Here is a 17,765-nt window from a genome sequence, read left to right on the forward strand (position 1 = left end):
GCCCTAATATGTTACCATTATCCTCTAAAACTTAAAATCATGTTACATTTTACTTGCTGCGAATCGCGGTGTTGCTTATTAACCGACCTATCGGTCACTTAATCACGCGATATAATTCTCGGAGCCCTCGCCCAATGGACGCCTTTATCTGCGACGCGCAGCGCACACCAATCGGACGGTATGGCGGCAGCCTCAGCCAAGTTCGCACGGATGATTTGGCAGCGATCCCGATTGCTGCGCTGATAGCGCGAAACCCTCAGGTTGATTGGACAGGCATAGACGACGTGATCTACGGCGACGCCAATCAGGCTGGGGAAAGCAACCGCAACGTGGCGCGCATGGCGGCGTTGCTGGCGGGGCTGCCGGTGGATGTGCCTGGAACGACCATCAACCGACTTTGTGCTTCTGGGATGGATGCCGTGGGTATGGCGGCCCGCGCGATCCGCGCCGGGGACTATGACATGGCCATCGCCGGGGGTGTTGAAAGCATGTCGCGCGCACCATTTGTGATGCCCAAAGCGACGTCCGCCTTCTCGCGCGCGAATTCAGTCTACGACACAACGATCGGCTGGCGTTTTGTGAATCCCAAGATGAAGCAGGAATTTGGTATCGACTCGATGCCCGAAACAGCAGATAACGTAGCGGAAGCTTACGGTATCAACCGCTCCGATCAGGATGCGTTTGCCGAACGCAGCCAGGCCCGCTGGGCCGCGGCGCACCAGACCGGGGTGTTTCGGGAGGAGATCACCCCGGTCACAATCCCGCAACGTAAGGGCGATCCTGTGGTGGTCGACACGGATGAACATCCGCGTCCTGGAACCACAGCCGAGAAACTGTCGGGCCTGAAGGGCATCAACGGGTTGGATAAGACCGTCACGGCTGGGAACGCTTCGGGCGTAAACGACGGCGCGGCGGCGATCTTGATGGCGAATGAATCCGCAGCGGCAAAGAACGATCTGACCCCAATTGCCCGCGTTGTCGGAATGTCCGTTGCCGGGGTTGAGCCGCGCGTGATGGGCATCGGCCCTGTTCCAGCCAGCCGCAAGGTACTGGCCCGCGCGGGTCTCAGCATCGATCAGATGGATGTGATAGAATTGAATGAGGCATTTGCCTCGCAAGGCCTTGCCACGCTTCGCGAACTGGGGGTGCCCGATGATGCGCCCCATGTAAATCCGAACGGAGGCGCCATTGCGATCGGGCATCCGCTTGGGATGAGCGGCGCAAGGTTGGTTATGACCGCTGCTTATCAACTGCGCCGCACGGGCGGGCGCTATGCGCTCTGCACCATGTGCGTCGGGGTAGGGCAGGGTGCTGCACTTATTCTTGAACGCGTGTAAGGGAGGAGACCTCACATGTACGCTCAGATGATCAAGACAGCCGGAACAGGCGTAAAATCCCGCGAGGAGATGACCGAGCAGGAGCGCGCCTTTCAGGACAAGATCGACGCCGATATCAAGATCGAGCCCAAAGACTGGATGCCCGATGACTATCGCGCGACCCTTATCCGTCAGATTGGCCAGCACGCGCATTCCGAGATTGTCGGCCAGTTACCCGAAGGCAACTGGATCACGCGCGCTCCAACACTGGAGCGTAAGGCGATCCTATTGGCCAAGGTGCAGGATGAGGCCGGGCATGGGCTGTATCTCTATTGTGCGGCCGAAACGCTGGGCGTCAGCCGGGACGAGATCACCGAGATGCTGTTGGATGGCCGCATGAAGTATTCGTCGATCTTCAACTACCCGACACTGAACTGGGCTGATATCGGCGCGGTCGGATGGCTGGTCGATGGGGCCGCGATCATGAATCAGGTTCCACTGCAGCGGACATCCTTTGGCCCCTATTCACGCGCGATGATCCGCATCTGCAAGGAAGAAAGCTTTCACCAGCGTCAGGGCTATGACGCGATCCGCAAGATGGCGGAAGGCACGCCGGAACAACGCCGGATGGCGCAGGATGCGATGAACCGGCTTTGGTACCCGTCGCTGATGATGTTCGGGCCTTCCGACAAGGAATCGGTCCATTCCGCCCAGTCGATGGCTTGGAAAATCAAGATAAACACCAATGACGAGCTGCGCCAGAAATTCGTGGATCAGACCGTGCCACAGGCCGAATATCTGGGTCTGAGCATCCCTGACCCTGACCTGAAATGGAACGAAGCGCGGGGCCACTACGACTACACCGACCCCGACTGGTCCGAGTTCTTCGATGTGATCAAGGGCAATGGCCCCTGCAATGTCGATCGTTTGGCCGCGCGTAACAAGGCGTGGGACGATGGAAAATGGGTGCGTGACGGCCTGCTGGCCCATGCCCGCAAGAAACGCACACGCAATCTGGCGGCAGAGTAAACCCAAGGAGGATACCAAATGAACAACGAATGGCCCCTGTGGGAAATCTTCATCCGCGGTCAGCATGGGATGAGCCATCGCCACGTCGGCTCGCTGCATGCGCCTGACGCGGAGATGGCGATCAAGAATGCGCGGGATGTGTACACCCGCCGCAACGAAGGCGTGTCGATTTGGGTGGTTGAAGCCAACAACATTTCGGCCTCTTCGCCTAGCGACAAAGGCCCGCTTTACGAGCCCAGTGAGAGCAAAGTGTACCGTCACCCGACCTTTTTCGACATTCCCGATGAAGTGGGGGCAATGTGATGACCCGGGACGAAGCAATCCTGCAGTTTCTGCTGCGGATGGGGGATAATACCCTGATCCTCGGCCATCGCGTTAGCGAATGGTGCGGCCACGCGCCGGTGCTGGAGGAGGATATCGCGCTGGCCAACACTGCGTTGGACCTGATCGGTCAGACCCAGATGTGGTTGGGCCTCGCCGGTGACATCGACGGCGGCAAAAGCGCCGATGACCTGGCCTTTTTGCGCGACGCATGGGACTTTCGTAATGTGTTGCTGGTCGAGGTCCCGAATGGCGATTTCGGGCGCACTCTGATGCGCCAGTTCCTGTTCGATGCGTGGCATTCGATCATGCTGGGGCGATTAATGAAATCATCCGACGAGCGGGTCGCGGCGATTGCTGCCAAGGCCAGCAAAGAGGTCACCTATCACCTTGAACGCTCTGGCGACACGGTTGTCGGGCTCGGCGATGGAACCGAAGAAAGCCACGCCCGGATGCAGGAGGCGCTGGACTATCTCTGGCCCTATGTAGGCGAGATGTTTGCCAGCGATGATGTTGATGCTGAGATGGTTGCGGCGGGGATTACTCCGAACCCGGCATCTCTGCGAGCAGAATATGACGCTCTGATCATGCGGGTTCTGAGCGAGGCAACGCTGACCATTCCCGAAAGCCGCTTTGCCCATAAAGGTGGGCGTGACGGGCGGATGCATACCGAACATCTGGGCCATTTACTGACACAGATACAGTGGCTTCAACGCGCCTATCCCGGCGCCTCTTGGTAAGAGCGCATGAGGGCCTCGACTGATCAGGTATGGGAGTGGCTGGACGCTGTTCCCGACCCCGAGATCCCAGTGATCTCGGTCGTCGATCTGGGCATTGTGCGTGATGTGCAGTGGGACGATGACACGCTGTTGGTCACAGTTACCCCGACTTATTCGGGCTGCCCGGCGACTTCGGTGATCAGCATGGATATCGAAACCGCGTTGCGTGATCACGGGATTGACGATTTGCGGATCGAAACAAGCATTGCGCCCGCGTGGACCACCGATTGGCTCAGCGACAAGGGCCGTGCTCGGCTTGAGGAATACGGTATCGCTCCGCCCCAGCCCGCTGGCGGACCCGAACGTTGCCCACTTTGTGGCAGCAAAGCGGTCGAGAAGGTCAGCCAATTCGGCTCGACCCCGTGTAAGGCCCATTGGCGCTGTACCGACTGTTTGGAACCTTTTGACTATTTCAAGTGCATCTGAGGGAGGATCACCGGATGGCACGCTTTCACGATCTGGAAGTCACCGACATTCACAAAACCATCCGCGACGCGGTGGTGGTGACGTTGAAACCGGTGAACGGCTCGGCTGAGGAATTCGATTTCACCCAAGGCCAATACCTGACCTTCCGTCGCGATTTCGACGGGGAAGAGTTGCGCCGATCATACTCTATCTGCGCTGGTAAGGATGAAGGCATTCTGCAGGTCGGCATCAAGCGCGTCGATGGCGGCGCGTTCTCAACCTGGGCCAACACTGACCTGAAGGTGGGCGACACGGTTCAGGCGATGCCGCCGATGGGTAGCTTTCACACCGCGATCGATCCGTCCGCCGAAAAGCAGTATCTGGGCTTTGCTGGTGGGTCAGGTATCACCCCGGTTCTGTCGATCCTGAAAACCACGCTCGCCCGGGAGCCGCATTCACGCTTCACATTGGTCTATGCCAACAAGGGCGTAAACACGATCATGTTCCGAGAGGAACTTGAGGATCTCAAGAACCTCTATATGGGGCGCTTGAACGTGATCCACATTCTGGAAACGGATGCGCAGGAAATCGAGTTGTTCACCGGTTTGGTCACGCAAGAGAAATGTGCCGACCTGTTCGAACACTGGATCGACATCAAGAATGTCGACACAGCCTTTATTTGCGGCCCCGAGCCCATGATGCTGGGCATCGCTTCTGCCCTGCGTGCACATGGGCTGGATGATGGACAAATCAAATTCGAGCTTTTCGCCAGCGCCCAACCCGGTCGGGCCAAGCGTAAGGTAAGTGGTGCGGACACGGCGTCTCAGGCCAACCAGACCAAGGCCTCGATCACAATGGACGGGGCAACGCAGTCAATCACCATGCCCAAGGATCAATCGATCCTTGATGCCGCATTGGAGAATGCAATGGACGCGCCTTACGCCTGCAAGGCCGGGGTGTGCTCGACCTGTCGTTGCCGGCTGCTTGAGGGTGATGTTGAGATGGTCGCCAATCACGCTTTGGAAGATTACGAGGTCGAAAAAGGATACGTCCTGAGCTGTCAGGCTTATCCGCTGACCGACACCGTGGTCGTGGACTACGATCAGTAGACGGAGGGAATGATGGCTGAAGACATGACAATCGAGAGCTATCTGGCCGCCGGTGGCGTCCTGAGCAATCCAACCAATGTTCCGCCACGCTATCGCGCAGAACTTATGAAGCTAATGGCGACCTTCGTGGATAGTGAGCTGGCAGGTGCTGCGGGCTTTGCCGACATCATCAATCAGGGCCCCGGCATCAAGGAACGCATCGCGGCGGCAAAGATTGTGTTGGAAAAGACCGACAATGCAGATCGTGTGCTGAAAATCATGGGCGAGTTCGGGGCCAACACTGATCGCTATGCAAACCATCACCCCTGGACCACGCGTCTGGATCGCGATGCAGATATTGGGGCCACCCGGTCTGAACATGATATGCGACTTGCGGTGTTCAACTATCCCATCGAAGGGTGGGAGGACGCTGTGGTGATGAACCTGCTGATGAGCCAGGCGGTTGCAGTTCAACTCGCTCAATTCTCTCAGATATCTTATCAACCTCTAGCCGAAGCCTTCCGGGATATCGCTCCGATCGAGGCGCGCCATGGAGAACTGGCCCTTGAAGGCGCGCTCAAGCTGATCGAACAGGGGAAGGCTGCCGAGATGCAGGCGTCAATTGACTATTGGTGGCCCCGCGTGGCGGCCAGTTTTGGGGCCGGGAGTGCGGAGAAAATCGAGACGCTGCGCAAGCTGGGGCTACGACAACTGACCGGAGCCGAGATGAAAGATCAGTGGGTGGCGAAGGCGACTGAGCAGGTAGCGAATCTGGGGCTAAAAGCGCCCTGACCTTCAGGGCTGACGCTTGCGGCTGAGCAATCCGTATTTCACGGCCAACCCACGCAGAGATCGCCGTTTGCGTCGGTCCTTCTTCGCTGATTGTGTCTGCGCGCCAGCCTTCCGGTTGAATTCAAACACATCAATCACGCGTTCGGCGCAACCACAGGCTTCGCCCAAACCCACTTTGGCGAAATAGAATTTGTCGAAACGATCAGGGCTTTGCATGGGCGACCTCCGCCCCCATTCAAACCCATTTGAGTGACTGAGCCAAATCAACTCTGTGCCAGCCGAGCGTCAGAGACCGTCAACGCCGAACAAGGTCAGATTGCTTACCAGCGCAGCGTAGTCACTACGCGCCTCGGCATCTGCGCCTGCGTTCCACATATAGAACCAGTTCAACATCCCGAAAACGGACATCGTGGTCGCCCGAAGCTTGGCGGTGTCGTTCGTGAAAGTTTGGGGCGCAACGCTGGCGATGATGTCGCTGACTAACTCCACCAGATCCCGCTGATAGCCACGCAGCAGTTTCTGCTGCTCCTCGGGCAAGGCGGACATGCCGCTGGTTTGCACACGATGCTCATCATCCACGCCCTGATAGGCCAGCAGGATTTCCTGCAGCACCCGTCTCAGGCGGTCCGCAGGGGCCTGCCTCTCAAGATCAAGGCCGCAAATTTGGTCGCGTAACTGTCGTAGATAGCTGTCGAGTATGTCAAACAGGATCGCGTCCTTGCTGTCATAATAGTGATAGATATTGGCCTTGGATATTCCACACTCGCGCGCCAGTTGAGACATCGACGCCCGGTCAAACCCTTCCTGCGCGAAGACGCGGGCGGCGGATTTCAGGATACGAGCCCGCTTATCGTCGTGGTCTTTTGCTATCGTCCGCGCCAAATCCTGACCCTCCGATTCTGTCTTAACTGTCGCGATTGTCGACTACGCGCCGGGCTTTGCCCTGCGAGCGTTCGACCTCGCCCGGCTCGCCTATATCGATCTCGGTCGAGATTCCAACCACCTCTTTGATCCGTCGCGACAACATCCGGGCGGCAGCGGTTTTGCTCAGTTCATCCGCCGCATCCGGCGTTGCCTCTACATGTACGCGCATCGCGTCCATCCGTCCGGCTTTGTAAAGTTCGATCTGGTAATAGGGTGCCAGACCGCCGGTTGCCAAAACCTGCTCTTCGATCTGGCTGGGGAAGACGTTTACGCCGCGTAGGATGATCATATCGTCCGAGCGGCCGGTGATCTTTTCCATCCGTCGCATCGACCGCGCCGTACCGGGCAACAGCCGCGTCAGGTCGCGGGTACGATAGCGGATCATCGGAAGGCCCTCTTTGGTCAGCGTGGTGAAGACCAGTTCACCGATCTCACCGTCGGGCATGACCTCACCGGTTTGGGGGTCGATGATTTCTGGATAGAAGTGATCTTCCCAGATCACCGGTCCGTCTTTGGTTTCGACGCACTCATTGGCGACGCCTGGTCCCATGATCTCGGACAGGCCGTAGATATCGACAGCGTGCATGTCGAAGGCCTGTTCAACCTCGGAGCGCATGGAATCTGTCCAAGGTTCGGCGCCAAAGACGCCGACAGCCAGAGAGCATTCGCGCGGATCTAGGCCAACCTTATGATACTGTTCAAGAATATTTAGCATATAGGACGGCGTCACCATGATCCCGTCGGGCTTGAAATCAGTGATCAGATCAACCTGTTTGGCGGTTTGCCCGCCGCTCATCGGGACGACCGTGGCCCCCAGACGTTCAATCCCGTAATGCGCGCCCAGACCACCGGTGAACAGGCCATAGCCATACGCGTTGTGTACCATGTCACCCCGGCGCAACCCGCTGGCACGTAGTGACCTTGCCACCAGATCGGCCCAATTATCGATATCGCCTTGCGTATAGCCCACCACGGTTGGCTTGCCCGTGGTTCCTGACGAGGCGTGAACACGGATGATCTGCTCACGCGGTACGGCAAACAGACCGAAAGGATAGTTTTCCCTCAGATCGTTTTTGTAGGTAAACGGAAAACGCGCGAGATCACTGAGAGATTGCAGGTCATCAGGATGCACCCCAGCCTCATCAAACCGCTGCCGGTACATAGGTACGTTTTCATAGGCATGGCGCAGCGACCATTTAAGCCGATCCAACTGTAAGCTGCGAATTTCATCAACCGAGGCGATCTCGATCGGATCAAGATCCGCCTTGTTCGGAGTAAGATCCTTCATGCCATCCCCCTCATCTCAGGTCTCGTCAAACACTGGGCCTTTGACCGCGCGGGAAAAGCCCCGAAACTCTGCGATCTTTTGGCCGGTCTGGTTGGTTACGGTTACGTCATAGATGCCGCTGCGCCCGTTCAGGCTCAGTTCCGTTGCGCGGGCCGTCAGCAGGTCACCGGATCGCGCGGGCGCGACGTAGCTGATCACATTGTGCTGGGCGACTGTGGACTGGTTGCGACTATTGCAGGCAAAGGCAAAGGCGCTGTCGGCCAACATGAATGTCACGCCGCCATGGCAGATCCCGTGCCCGTTGCAGTGATGGTCCTGAACGGCGAGCGTCAGGATCGCGGTCCCTTCGTCAACTTCGCCCAATTCCATGCCCGCCCATTTCGAGGCATTGTCTCGCCCCCACATGGCGGCCGCGGCTTTTTGGGCGCGCTCCTTTGGCGTCATTTTATTCTCCCCGAAAGACCGGCGCGCGTTTTTCCAGAAACGCTGTAACACCTTCGGCATAGTCCGCACTTTCACCGCAGGTTTTCATCGCGTCTGCCTCAACCTCCAGATGGTCGGTCAGGGAATTCGTGGCTGCTGCCTGAATCGTCTGTTTTGTCAAGCCAAGTCCCAGCGTTGGACCATTGGCGAACTGTTCCGTCATCGCTCGCGCCTCAGTCATCAGGTCAGCGTCGGGGATGGCCTTCCAGATCAGCCCCCAATCCGCGGCCTGTTGCGCGGGCAATGGCTGCCCGGTCAAAGCCAGCCCCTTGGCCCGTGCCTCACCCAGCAGGTGGGGCAGATGCCAACTGCCCCCTGTATCGGGGATCAGTCCCACTTTGGAAAACGATTGTATGAACTTGGCAGATTCGGCGGCCAGTACCACATCACATGCCAAAGCCAGATTCGCACCCGCCCCGGCAGCGACACCATTGACGGCACAAACAACGGGAAATTCCAGCGACCGGATTAGGCGCACCAAAGGTGCATAAAACGTGCGCACGGTGTTGCCTAGGTCTGGCGGGCCCTCCATCGTTGCGGGGTTTCGATCCCCCAGATCCTGCCCGGCACAGAACCCGCGTCCGGCCCCAGTCAGCAACACAGCGCGGGTTCCACCATCACGCGCGGCCTCAAGCGAGGCGCGCAAGGCATAGTGCATCTCATCCGTGAAACTGTTCAGGCGATCTGGGCGATTGAGTGTGATTTCAACCCATTGCCCCATATTCTGCGAAATAATCGTATCAGACATGCCCGGTTCGCTTTTCATAAGTTACAACAAACTTCTTGCATAAACCGAACGGTTGGTCAATAAATTCTATAGCCGTTTGTGACTCGGCGATCGGAAATGCACTTTGGCCAGCGGGCGGAACCGCATTTCTCGTCGTTGATAGTTACAAAACGTACCATTAACACATTCACGACTTGCGATTTTGAGGAGGAGACCCGGTCATGAAATTCACCAAGCTCACCACATTGTTGGCGTCTGCAACCTTGGCGGTGTCCGGCACCATTGCTTTTGCGGCTGACTACACCCTGACAATTTCCAGCTGGGCCCCACCCACCCACGGCATCAACGCAAAGATGTGGCCTAAATTCGTCGAAATGGTAGAGGAGGCCACTGACGGGCAGGTCACCGCAGAGCTTAAGCTGGGTATCGCTCCACCGCCTGCGCAGATGGACCTGATTATGGATGGCGCGGCCGATGCCTCGATTATCTTTCACGGCTATCAACCGGGACGCTTCGTCACCACCAAGCTGATCGAACTGCCTGGTTACGAAGGCTCGGCCGAGGACGCTTCGGTTGCCTACTGGCGCGCCTACGACAAGTACTTGAAAGCTGCTGACGAGCATCGTGGTGTCAAAGTCATCGCCTTGCACACGCATGGACCCGCGCAGCTGCATTCCAGCGCGCCAGTAACCACTCTGGATGAGGTTTCGGGCCTGAAAGTACGTATCCCGGGTGGCGTTGGCGGAGACGTTGGTGCGGCGCTTGGCGCGACCGGCATTCAGGTGCCTGCTCCGAAAGTCTATGAAACACTGGCGTCGAAAGCGGCGGACGGTGTCGTCATGCCGCTGGAATCGCGCAAGGGTTTCAAGCTGACAGAGGTTGCGCAGAATGTTTATGAGATGCCCGGTGGTCTTTATCGCGGTTCGTTTGCCTTCATCATGAACGAAGACACCTTCGCAGATCTGCCACCCGAGCTGCAGACGGCGCTGGAAGAAAACGTGTTCGGCGAACCGCTGAGCCGTGAGATCGGCAAAATCTGGGATGAGATCGACGCCACTGGACGTGAGGCAACCGAGGCGGCAGAAGGCAATGCCATCAACGCTGCCACAGATGCGGATATGGAGAAGTTCTCGGCCATCGCCGAAGACATCCGCGGCAAGGTCATCGCCGAGGTTGACGCAACAGGTGTCGACGCTCAGGCCGCATATGACATGATCAAATCGGAAATGTCCTCGAACTGATCCGACTGCAGGGCGGCTCTTGCGCCGCCCTGACTTACCCTGCGCGAGTTTCCCATGACCCCTATTATTCAGCTTGTGCGCCGTGCCAGCGCCCTTCCCGTGATCGTGGCCTGCATTGCACTGTTTATCCTGATGGTAATGACCTTTTGCGACGTGATCCTGCGTTCGGTCTTCAATGCGCCCATTGAGGCCGCCACCGAGCTGACGCGCATTCTGATGGCAATTCTGGTGTTTTCTGTCCTCCCGATCGTCTCCACCACCAATGGCCATATCGCGGTCGATCTGACAGACGGGTTCTTCCACCGTCTGCATCTGTCGCGTGCGCGGGACGTTGTGATCTATGTGGTCAGCGGCATCATGCTGTTCTGGCCGGTCCAGCGCGTTTGGGTCCTGGCCGAGCGAGCGCGGGATTATGGGGATGTAACCGAATATCTTTCAATCCCCACCTACCTGATCGGCTGGTTCATTACCCTGTCTGTTGCCATCACTGCACTGGTGATGATCGCCACTGGGCTGCTAAAGGCCTTCGCCCCAAATACACTGTCGGAGCCTATGTAATGACCGCAGCGCTAATCGGATTTGCGATTGTATTGATCTTGGTGCTGGTGCGCCTTCCTATCGTCTTTGCCATGGGTCTGGTCGGCACATTGGGCTTTGCCTATGAGCGTGGCGGCTCAATCTTTGATGAGCGCGGGATGAAGGCTGCCATGTCCATGGTGGGCCGACAGATCACCGACACTGCGCAGGACTATGGTCTGTCGGTTGTGCCGCTGTTCATCCTGATGGGCCTGTTCGTGAATAAGGGCGGCATGGCGCGCGAGCTTTATGCGGTGTCCAACGCCTTTCTTGGCCACATGCGCGGTGGTATTGCCATGGCAACGGTTGCGGCCTGTGGCGGATTTTCGGCTATCTGCGGATCGTCGCTGGCGACCGCCGCCACGATGTCAAAGGTCGCGATGCCGCAGATGCGGCGTTACCGCTATTCCGATGAACTCTCGACCGCCTCGATTGCCGCCGGTGGTACATTGGGCATTCTGATCCCACCATCGGTCATTCTGGTCATCTACGGGTTGCTGACCGAGACCTCGATCGGGAAACTGTTCATGGCGGGCATCATCCCTGGCATCCTCGGCATTCTGTTCTACCTCTTCGCCGTGCGCTGGACCGTCTGGCGCAACCCCGAGGCCGGCCCAGCCGGAGAGCGTGCCACATGGTCCGAACGCATCCGTGCGCTGGGTTCGGTTTGGGCGGTGCTGTTGTTGTTCTTCTTAGTGATTGGCGGGCTTTATGGAGCCTTCGATTTTGAGCCCCTAAACCTGACATTCTCACCCACCGAGGCCGCAGGTATGGGGGCCGCTGGGGCCTTTCTGATTGCACTCTTTCGTGGGGGTCTCACGGTTGGCTCGACATTCGAGGTGCTGAAAGAGACCTGCTTTACCGCGTCTGCCTTGTTCGCGGTGTTGATTGGTGCGCAGATATTCTCAAATTTCATCAATCTGGCCGGTTTGCCCGAAGCCCTGATCGCGATGGTGACCGCCTATGATGTGGCTCCGTTTGTCGTGATCCTGATGATCCTTGGTATCTACATCATTCTGGGTTGCGTCTTCGAATCTCTCTCGATGCTGTTGCTGACGGTTCCGATCTTCTTCCCGCTGGTCACGTCTCTGGGCTATGACCCAATCTGGTTCGGCATCGTCGTTGTGGTTGTTACCGAAATCTCGCTAATCACCCCACCCGTTGGTCTGAACGTTTTCATCCTGAAAGGGGTGGTGGGCGACGTCTCGACAGGCACCATCTTTCGCGGCGTCACACCATTCTGGGTTGCCGATATCTTCCGCCTTGCGCTGATCGTGCTGGTGCCCATCGTGGTGCTGTATCTGCCGGAGCAAATGGGCGCGCTGGGGCACTGAGCCCCGCCTCATCAAACAGGAGAACATCATGTCCCTGCATCAGATTTCCAGCTTTGCCGCTGGCACTTGGGTCGCGCCCGGAGAAGGCGCACGCACCATCGCATCCGCCATCACCGGCGCACCGTTTGCCAGCGCTGGCAACACGGCGCTCGACGTGCAGGCGATGCTTGATTATGCACGCAACACCGGTGGCCCAGCCCTACGTAAATTGACATTCCACGACCGTGCCCGGATGCTCAAAGCGCTGGCGCAAGAGCTGTCAGCGCATAAACAGGCGCTCTACGATCTGAGCTTTGAAACGGGTGCCACGCAGAAGGACCACCTGATCGATATCGACGGTGGCATCGGCACGATGTTTGTCTTCGCCTCCAAGGGTAGGCGCGAGATGCCCGACGCGCAGGTCTACCTGGATGGAGATATCGAGCAACTGTCGCGCAACGGCACGTTTCTGGGGCAACATATCTGCACCCCTCTGCAGGGTGTTGCGGTCCACATCAACGCGTTCAATTTCCCGGTATGGGGCATGTTGGAGAAACTCGCTCCAACACTTTTGGCGGGCGTTCCTGCCATCGTGAAACCAGCCACCAATAGTTGTTATGTCACCGAACTGGCCGTGCGGATAATTCTGGACAGTGGCATCCTGCCCGCCGGTGCGCTGCAATTGGTGTCAGGCGGGTTGGGAGATATGCTCGATCACTTAAGCTGTCAGGATGTGGTCAGCTTCACCGGTTCGGCGAACACCGCGTTGAAGCTACGCCAGACACCTGCGATCTTGCAGAACTCAGTCCGGTTCGTTGCTGAGCAGGATAGCTTGAATGCTTCAATCCTCGGCCGGGATGCAGAGCCCGGCACGCCGGAATTCGATCTGTTCGTTAAGGAAGTCTCTCGTGAAATGACCACCAAGGCGGGCCAGAAATGCACCGCTATCCGACGCATCATCGCGCCCGATAGTCAGGTCGACGCCGTGATTTCCGCGCTCTCGGAGCGGTTGGCGAAGATCACCATCGGCGATCCGCGGGCCGAGACCACACGCATGGGCGCACTTGTGTCGAACGGACAAAAAGCAGACGTTTTGGAAAAGGCCAACCTGATCGGGCAAGAGGCTGAGCGGGTTTACGGAAACCCCGACGCGTTCGACCTGCACGGCCCTGAAACTGGCGCATTCGTCCCTCCGATGCTGTTTCACTGCGCTGACCCCGACAAGGCGCAGCGCGTGCACGATACCGAGGCGTTCGGCCCGGTCTCAACCTTGATGGGTTACCGCGATCTGGATCATGCTGTGGCACTGGCCAATCGCGGGCAGGGGTCTCTGGTCACCTCACTGATCACCCACGACACTGAGGTTGCGCGGGATGTGGTGATGGGGGCCGCGGCCTATAACGGGCGGATTTACATCAACGACCGCAATTCGATGGCAGAATCGACCGGCCACGGCTCTCCTCTTCCGCATATGGTGCATGGCGGGCCCGGCCGCGCGGGCGGCGGTGAGGAAATGGGCGGCGTGCGCGGTGTGAAACACTATATGCAACGCACCGCCATTCAGGGCTCACCGCGAATGCTCAGCAGTATCGGAACTAAATGGGTTACTGGGTCACCTGAAATCCAAGGTCCGGCACATCCGTTCACCCGTAAATTCGGTGAGTTGCAGGTCGGAGAGACGCTGCACACAGCCTCGCGCGTAATCACGTTGGAGGACATCGAACACTTCGCCAATTTCACCGGCGATACCTTTTATGCACATATGGACGAGGAGGCAGCGGCACGAAATCCGTTCTTCCCCGGTCGCGTAGCGCATGGCTATCTGTTGCTCAGCTTCGCGGCTGGCTTGTTTGTTGAACCGAACGAGGGGCCGGTGTTGGCCAATACCGGGTTGGACGGGTTGCGGTTCATGAAGCCGGTCGTCGCCGGGGACAGCATCAAAGTGCGTTTGACGGTCAAGCAGAAAACCCCACGCAATGACGATTATGGCGAGGTTCGCTGGCACGTGTCCCTGACCAATCAGGATGACGAGCCGGTCGCAGAATACGAACTTTTGACTATGAATGCCCGCTAACTCGGTAGCGTAACCTGTTTTTCTTATTGGGCCTAATGGGTTAAACTGGTCCCATGACCAATCAAAGCTCATGGTTCGAAACGGCCGTAGCCGATCTAGTGGATCCGCAAGACCAGCGGGTCTGGTCGATTATTGTCTCTTTGTTCGGAGATATGGCACAGGAACCGGGCGCGCAGATTTCAGGCGGCGCGCTGACTCAGATCATTGAACCGATGGGCATCAAACCCGAAGCGATCCGGGTGGCGCTCCACCGATTGCGCAAGGATGGTTGGATCGAGAGCGACCGGATCGGTCGCGTTTCACGTCATGTACTCTCGGAATTTGGCAGAACCCAATCAGCGGCCGTCACACCGCGCATTTATGCGCGTGACTCGGCGCCTGTTGAACATTGGCATCTGCTGATTGCCGAGGACGGAACGGGTACGCAGGTGCTTGAGGATGTAATGCTCAGCGATGACTACATTCCAATCGGACGCAACATAGCAATGAGGGCAGGTGCGGCTCCGCTTCAGGCGGAAGGATTACTTGCGCTGGATATCTCGCCGCAAACAGCCCCGAAGTGGATTCAGGATCGGTTATGCCCACCCGAGCTGCGCGCTTCGTGCCGGGCATTGCTAACTGCAGTCCAGAACGCAGCAAAAACTCACCCCGAGGAATGGACACCAACACCATTGCAGAGCGCCACATTACGGACTCTGCTGGTGCATCGATGGCGGCGTGTGGTGCTGCGCCAACCGGACCTGCCTGCAGCCTTTTACCCACCTGATTGGGTCGGCCCTGCCTGTCGAAACAGCATTATTCGCATGCTTGATCTGCTTCCACGGCCCTCAGCTGCCATTCTAAGCGGGAGTGGTTGACCAAACGGCACTCTGTTCAAAATGCGTTTGCGACCATTATCATCTGATCAGCTAAGTGGAGCGCCAACGGAGGAGGCCGAAGGATGACGAAGCAAACAGATATGCTTATCATCGGCGCAGGTTTTTCCGGGTTAATTATGGCAATTGAGGCGCGAAAGCGCGGCATCGCAGATATTGTCATATTGGAGAAAGCAGCCGACATCGGCGGTACATGGCGAGAAAATACTTATCCTGGCGTCGCCTGCGATATCCCCTCGCATCTCTACTCGATGGCGACACATCTGAACCCGGATTGGAGCCGCGCCTATGCAGGTGGCGCCGAAATCCAATCCTATTTACAGAAAATCGCGCAGGATGAGGGGCTGTACGAACTCTGTCAATTTCATCGGAAACTCAAATCTGCGCGGTGGGATGGTGCGCGATGGCAGGTCGTGACAGCGGACGGCAACCATTGGTCAGCGCGGTTTCTGGTCTCGGCTATCGGCGCGCTGCACGTGCCGCGCATCCCGCAAATCCCCGGCGCTGACAGCTTTCCCGGCCCTAGCTTCCATTCCGCAGAATGGGATCACGACGTCTCGCTAGCTGGTAAAAGAGTGGCTGTGATCGGTACTGGAGCTTCAGCCGTTCAGTTCGTCCCCGAGATCGCTAAAACTGCGGCGCAGGTCACCATCTTCCAACGCAGCGCGCCCTATGTTCTGCCTCGCCCGGACGGCCCGATTGCACCATGGGTGCGCCGCTTGTATCGGTACTTCCCAGTGTTGCCCCGCATCCGGCGCCAACTGATCTATATGCTGTTTGAGTTTCGTCATCGCGTGTTTCGGGGCGAACCGCGGGCTGTCGATTTTGCAATGAAAATGTGGCGCCAGGCCTTGGACAGCGCGATCACCGATCCAGACCTGAAAGCCGCGCTGACGCCTGACTACACAATTGGATGCAAACGCATCCTCAGCTCAAATGACTGGTATCCGGCACTGGCACGAAACAACGTGGATGTGGTGCCGCATGCCGTCTCCAGGATCGACGGAGGTCACATCATCGCGGGTGACGGCCGCGAGTTCATCGCTGATGTTCTGGTCTGGGGAACCGGATTCCATGTCACTGATGTGGTCGATAATCTCAACATAACTGGAACCAATGATCGGACACTGAAACAGGCCTGGTCAGGGGGTATGCAGGCCAACCTTGGCACCGCAATTGCCGGGTTTCCTAATTTCTTCATGTTACTCGGCCCGCATACCGGGCTGGGGCACAACTCTGTCGTGCTTATGATCGAAGCACAGGTGGCTCATATAGGTCGTGTTCTAACAGAAATGCAGGAGGGTGGTCTTCGCACCATCACCCCGAAAACCGACAAACAGGCGGCGTTTACGAAAGAGATGCAGGACCGTCACCTCGAAAGCGTCTGGCAATCAGGTGGCTGCACCTCTTGGTATCAGGACGCTGAGGGGCGCAATACAACGCTGTGGCCGGGCACTGTGTCCGAGTTCAGAAAACGCATGGCGCGATCCGGGCTCGAACAATACCATTCTGTAAGAGAAACAATCGGAGACCCATGATGTCGATCCTGCTGACGATTGTCCTGCTGCTGGCGGCTTTCCTGCTGTGCATGAACCTCTGGACGCGCCACCTGACCCGTCAAGGGATCGAGATGGTGCCACAATTGGGACAAATCGTGCCCGTTCGAGGCGGTAGCATCCACTATGTCGAAAAGGGCGACCCCGCCAACCCGACCATTGTCATGATCCACGGCCTCTCGGGCCAATTGCAGCACTTTACATACGCATTGATGGATGATCTGGCAGAGGACTATCACGTTCTCGCGGTCGACCGACCAGGCTGCGGTTATTCAACCCGTGATACCGCTGCGCTGGCCGCTCTGCCTGAACAGGCCCGGATGATCCAAGCGTTTCTGGAAACCAAGAACGTCGACCAGGCCATACTGGTTGGCCATTCGCTTGGCGGAGCGCTATCGCTGGAAATGGCATTGGACTATCCCGACACTATCTCGGCACTGGCACTTCTGGCCCCTCTCACGCAGCAGATGCCCGAACCGCCTGCCGTCTTTAAGTCACTGGAAATCAGCACGGATTGGTTGCGTAGCCTGATCGGAAACACCATCGCCGTCCCGATGGCCCGTAAAACAGCACCGCTGGTCCTGAAAGATGTCTTCGCCCCCGAACCCGCGCCTGCCGATTTTCTAAACCGCGCCGGGGGCGCTCTGGGCCTGCGACCTTCGGCCTTCATAACCGCGTCGCAAGACGTCATCGGCGTAGAAAGCAGCATGGGTGAATTAACCCAACGATACAGTGATCTGAAAACGCCCGGAGGCATCCTGTTCGGCACCGAAGATCCGATCCTGTCGGCTGAGACACACGGTGCATCAATGACGAAATTCGGCCTCACCTTCGAAAAACTGGAACACCGAGGTCACATGATCCTGATCACAGAGCCTGATATCTGCGCACGTTTCATCCGCCAGATCGCCGGCATGACCCACGCCGACATGACAAAACAAAACCCTCACTGAAAGCGCACACAAAGAATCCCATCAG

Annotated in this window: 19 protein-coding genes; 14 read left to right on the forward strand and 5 right to left on the reverse strand. The window is 57.7% G+C overall.

The window, feature by feature from the left end; genetic code table 11:
- Nucleotides 1-134: 134 nt before the first annotated feature.
- The 7 genes from pcaF to AC2FI7_RS14575 are packed head-to-tail and all read left to right on the forward strand — an operon-like array spanning nt 135 to nt 5,730.
- On the forward strand, nt 135-1,337 hold the full coding sequence (gene pcaF / locus AC2FI7_RS14545) for a 3-oxoadipyl-CoA thiolase (RefSeq protein WP_010437861.1): 1,203 nt from the start codon (nt 135-137) through the stop codon (nt 1,335-1,337).
- A 15-nt stretch (nt 1,338-1,352) separates the two neighbouring features.
- Nucleotides 1,353-2,345, forward strand: coding sequence for a 1,2-phenylacetyl-CoA epoxidase subunit PaaA (paaA, locus tag AC2FI7_RS14550; RefSeq protein ID WP_010437863.1), 993 nt, complete (start codon nt 1,353-1,355; stop codon nt 2,343-2,345).
- 18 nt (nt 2,346-2,363) lie between these two features.
- Nucleotides 2,364-2,648 carry a 1,2-phenylacetyl-CoA epoxidase subunit PaaB gene (gene paaB, locus AC2FI7_RS14555; protein ID WP_010437865.1) on the forward strand — a complete coding sequence of 95 codons (285 nt, stop codon included), beginning with the start codon at nt 2,364-2,366 and terminating at the stop codon, nt 2,646-2,648.
- Complete coding sequence (gene paaC / locus AC2FI7_RS14560) at nt 2,648-3,406, forward strand: 1,2-phenylacetyl-CoA epoxidase subunit PaaC (RefSeq protein WP_496816558.1); 759 nt, start codon at nt 2,648-2,650, stop codon at nt 3,404-3,406. The genes paaB and paaC overlap by 1 nt, the downstream gene beginning before the upstream one ends.
- A 6-nt stretch (nt 3,407-3,412) precedes the next feature.
- Entirely contained in the window at nt 3,413-3,871 is a 459-nt protein-coding gene (gene paaD / locus AC2FI7_RS14565) for a 1,2-phenylacetyl-CoA epoxidase subunit PaaD (RefSeq protein ID WP_010437869.1), read from the forward strand.
- A gap of 14 nt (nt 3,872-3,885) precedes the next feature.
- Nucleotides 3,886-4,959 (forward strand): 2Fe-2S iron-sulfur cluster-binding protein, encoded by a 1,074-nt coding sequence (locus AC2FI7_RS14570; RefSeq protein ID WP_010437871.1) that lies wholly within the window; start codon nt 3,886-3,888, stop codon nt 4,957-4,959.
- 12 nt (nt 4,960-4,971) lie between these two features.
- Nucleotides 4,972-5,730, forward strand: coding sequence for a Phenylacetic acid catabolic protein (locus AC2FI7_RS14575; protein ID WP_496816557.1), 759 nt, complete (start codon nt 4,972-4,974; stop codon nt 5,728-5,730).
- A 3-nt stretch (nt 5,731-5,733) separates the two neighbouring features.
- On the opposite strand, the gene AC2FI7_RS14580 is transcribed toward AC2FI7_RS14575, so the two are convergent.
- From AC2FI7_RS14580 to paaG, 5 genes are all read right to left on the reverse strand, one after another.
- Nucleotides 5,734-5,946, reverse strand: a complete 213-nt coding sequence (locus AC2FI7_RS14580; RefSeq protein WP_010437875.1) for a hypothetical protein — start codon at nt 5,944-5,946, stop codon at nt 5,734-5,736.
- A gap of 69 nt (nt 5,947-6,015) precedes the next feature.
- Nucleotides 6,016-6,612, reverse strand: coding sequence for a TetR/AcrR family transcriptional regulator (locus tag AC2FI7_RS14585; RefSeq protein WP_010437876.1), 597 nt, complete (start codon nt 6,610-6,612; stop codon nt 6,016-6,018).
- Between the two features lie 22 nt (nt 6,613-6,634).
- On the reverse strand, nt 6,635-7,942 hold the full coding sequence (paaK, locus tag AC2FI7_RS14590) for a phenylacetate--CoA ligase PaaK (protein WP_010437878.1): 1,308 nt from the start codon (nt 7,940-7,942) through the stop codon (nt 6,635-6,637).
- A gap of 15 nt (nt 7,943-7,957) precedes the next feature.
- The gene (gene paaI, locus AC2FI7_RS14595) at nt 7,958-8,386 is read right to left on the reverse strand and encodes a hydroxyphenylacetyl-CoA thioesterase PaaI (protein WP_010437880.1); all 429 of its coding nucleotides are present in this window, start codon (nt 8,384-8,386) and stop codon (nt 7,958-7,960) included.
- Nucleotide 8,387: 1 nt separating this feature from the next.
- Entirely contained in the window at nt 8,388-9,173 is a 786-nt protein-coding gene (gene paaG, locus AC2FI7_RS14600) for a 2-(1,2-epoxy-1,2-dihydrophenyl)acetyl-CoA isomerase PaaG (protein ID WP_029621654.1), read from the reverse strand.
- Between the two features lie 200 nt (nt 9,174-9,373).
- Between paaG and AC2FI7_RS14605 the strand changes: the two genes are divergently transcribed.
- The 7 genes from AC2FI7_RS14605 to AC2FI7_RS14635 all read left to right on the forward strand — a co-directional run bounded on the left by AC2FI7_RS14605 (nt 9,374) and on the right by AC2FI7_RS14635 (nt 17,740).
- Nucleotides 9,374-10,393, forward strand: coding sequence for a TRAP transporter substrate-binding protein (locus AC2FI7_RS14605; protein ID WP_170397704.1), 1,020 nt, complete (start codon nt 9,374-9,376; stop codon nt 10,391-10,393).
- A 54-nt stretch (nt 10,394-10,447) separates the two neighbouring features.
- Nucleotides 10,448-10,951, forward strand: coding sequence for a TRAP transporter small permease (locus tag AC2FI7_RS14610; protein ID WP_170397701.1), 504 nt, complete (start codon nt 10,448-10,450; stop codon nt 10,949-10,951).
- Nucleotides 10,951-12,303 carry a TRAP transporter large permease gene (locus AC2FI7_RS14615; protein ID WP_496816554.1) on the forward strand — a complete coding sequence of 451 codons (1,353 nt, stop codon included), beginning with the start codon at nt 10,951-10,953 and terminating at the stop codon, nt 12,301-12,303. The genes AC2FI7_RS14610 and AC2FI7_RS14615 overlap by 1 nt, the downstream gene beginning before the upstream one ends.
- Nucleotides 12,304-12,331: 28 nt before the next feature.
- Nucleotides 12,332-14,356, forward strand: coding sequence for a phenylacetic acid degradation bifunctional protein PaaZ (gene paaZ, locus AC2FI7_RS14620; RefSeq protein ID WP_010437890.1), 2,025 nt, complete (start codon nt 12,332-12,334; stop codon nt 14,354-14,356).
- 53 nt (nt 14,357-14,409) lie between these two features.
- The gene (locus AC2FI7_RS14625) at nt 14,410-15,213 is read left to right on the forward strand and encodes a PaaX family transcriptional regulator C-terminal domain-containing protein (protein ID WP_010437892.1); all 804 of its coding nucleotides are present in this window, start codon (nt 14,410-14,412) and stop codon (nt 15,211-15,213) included.
- A gap of 83 nt (nt 15,214-15,296) precedes the next feature.
- On the forward strand, nt 15,297-16,769 hold the full coding sequence (locus tag AC2FI7_RS14630) for a flavin-containing monooxygenase (RefSeq protein WP_010437895.1): 1,473 nt from the start codon (nt 15,297-15,299) through the stop codon (nt 16,767-16,769).
- Entirely contained in the window at nt 16,769-17,740 is a 972-nt protein-coding gene (locus AC2FI7_RS14635; protein ID WP_010437898.1) for an alpha/beta fold hydrolase, read from the forward strand. The genes AC2FI7_RS14630 and AC2FI7_RS14635 overlap by 1 nt, the downstream gene beginning before the upstream one ends.
- The last annotated feature ends 25 nt before the right edge of the window (nt 17,741-17,765 follow it).

It is taken from the genome of Ruegeria sp. YTSA064 (assembly GCF_059610325.1).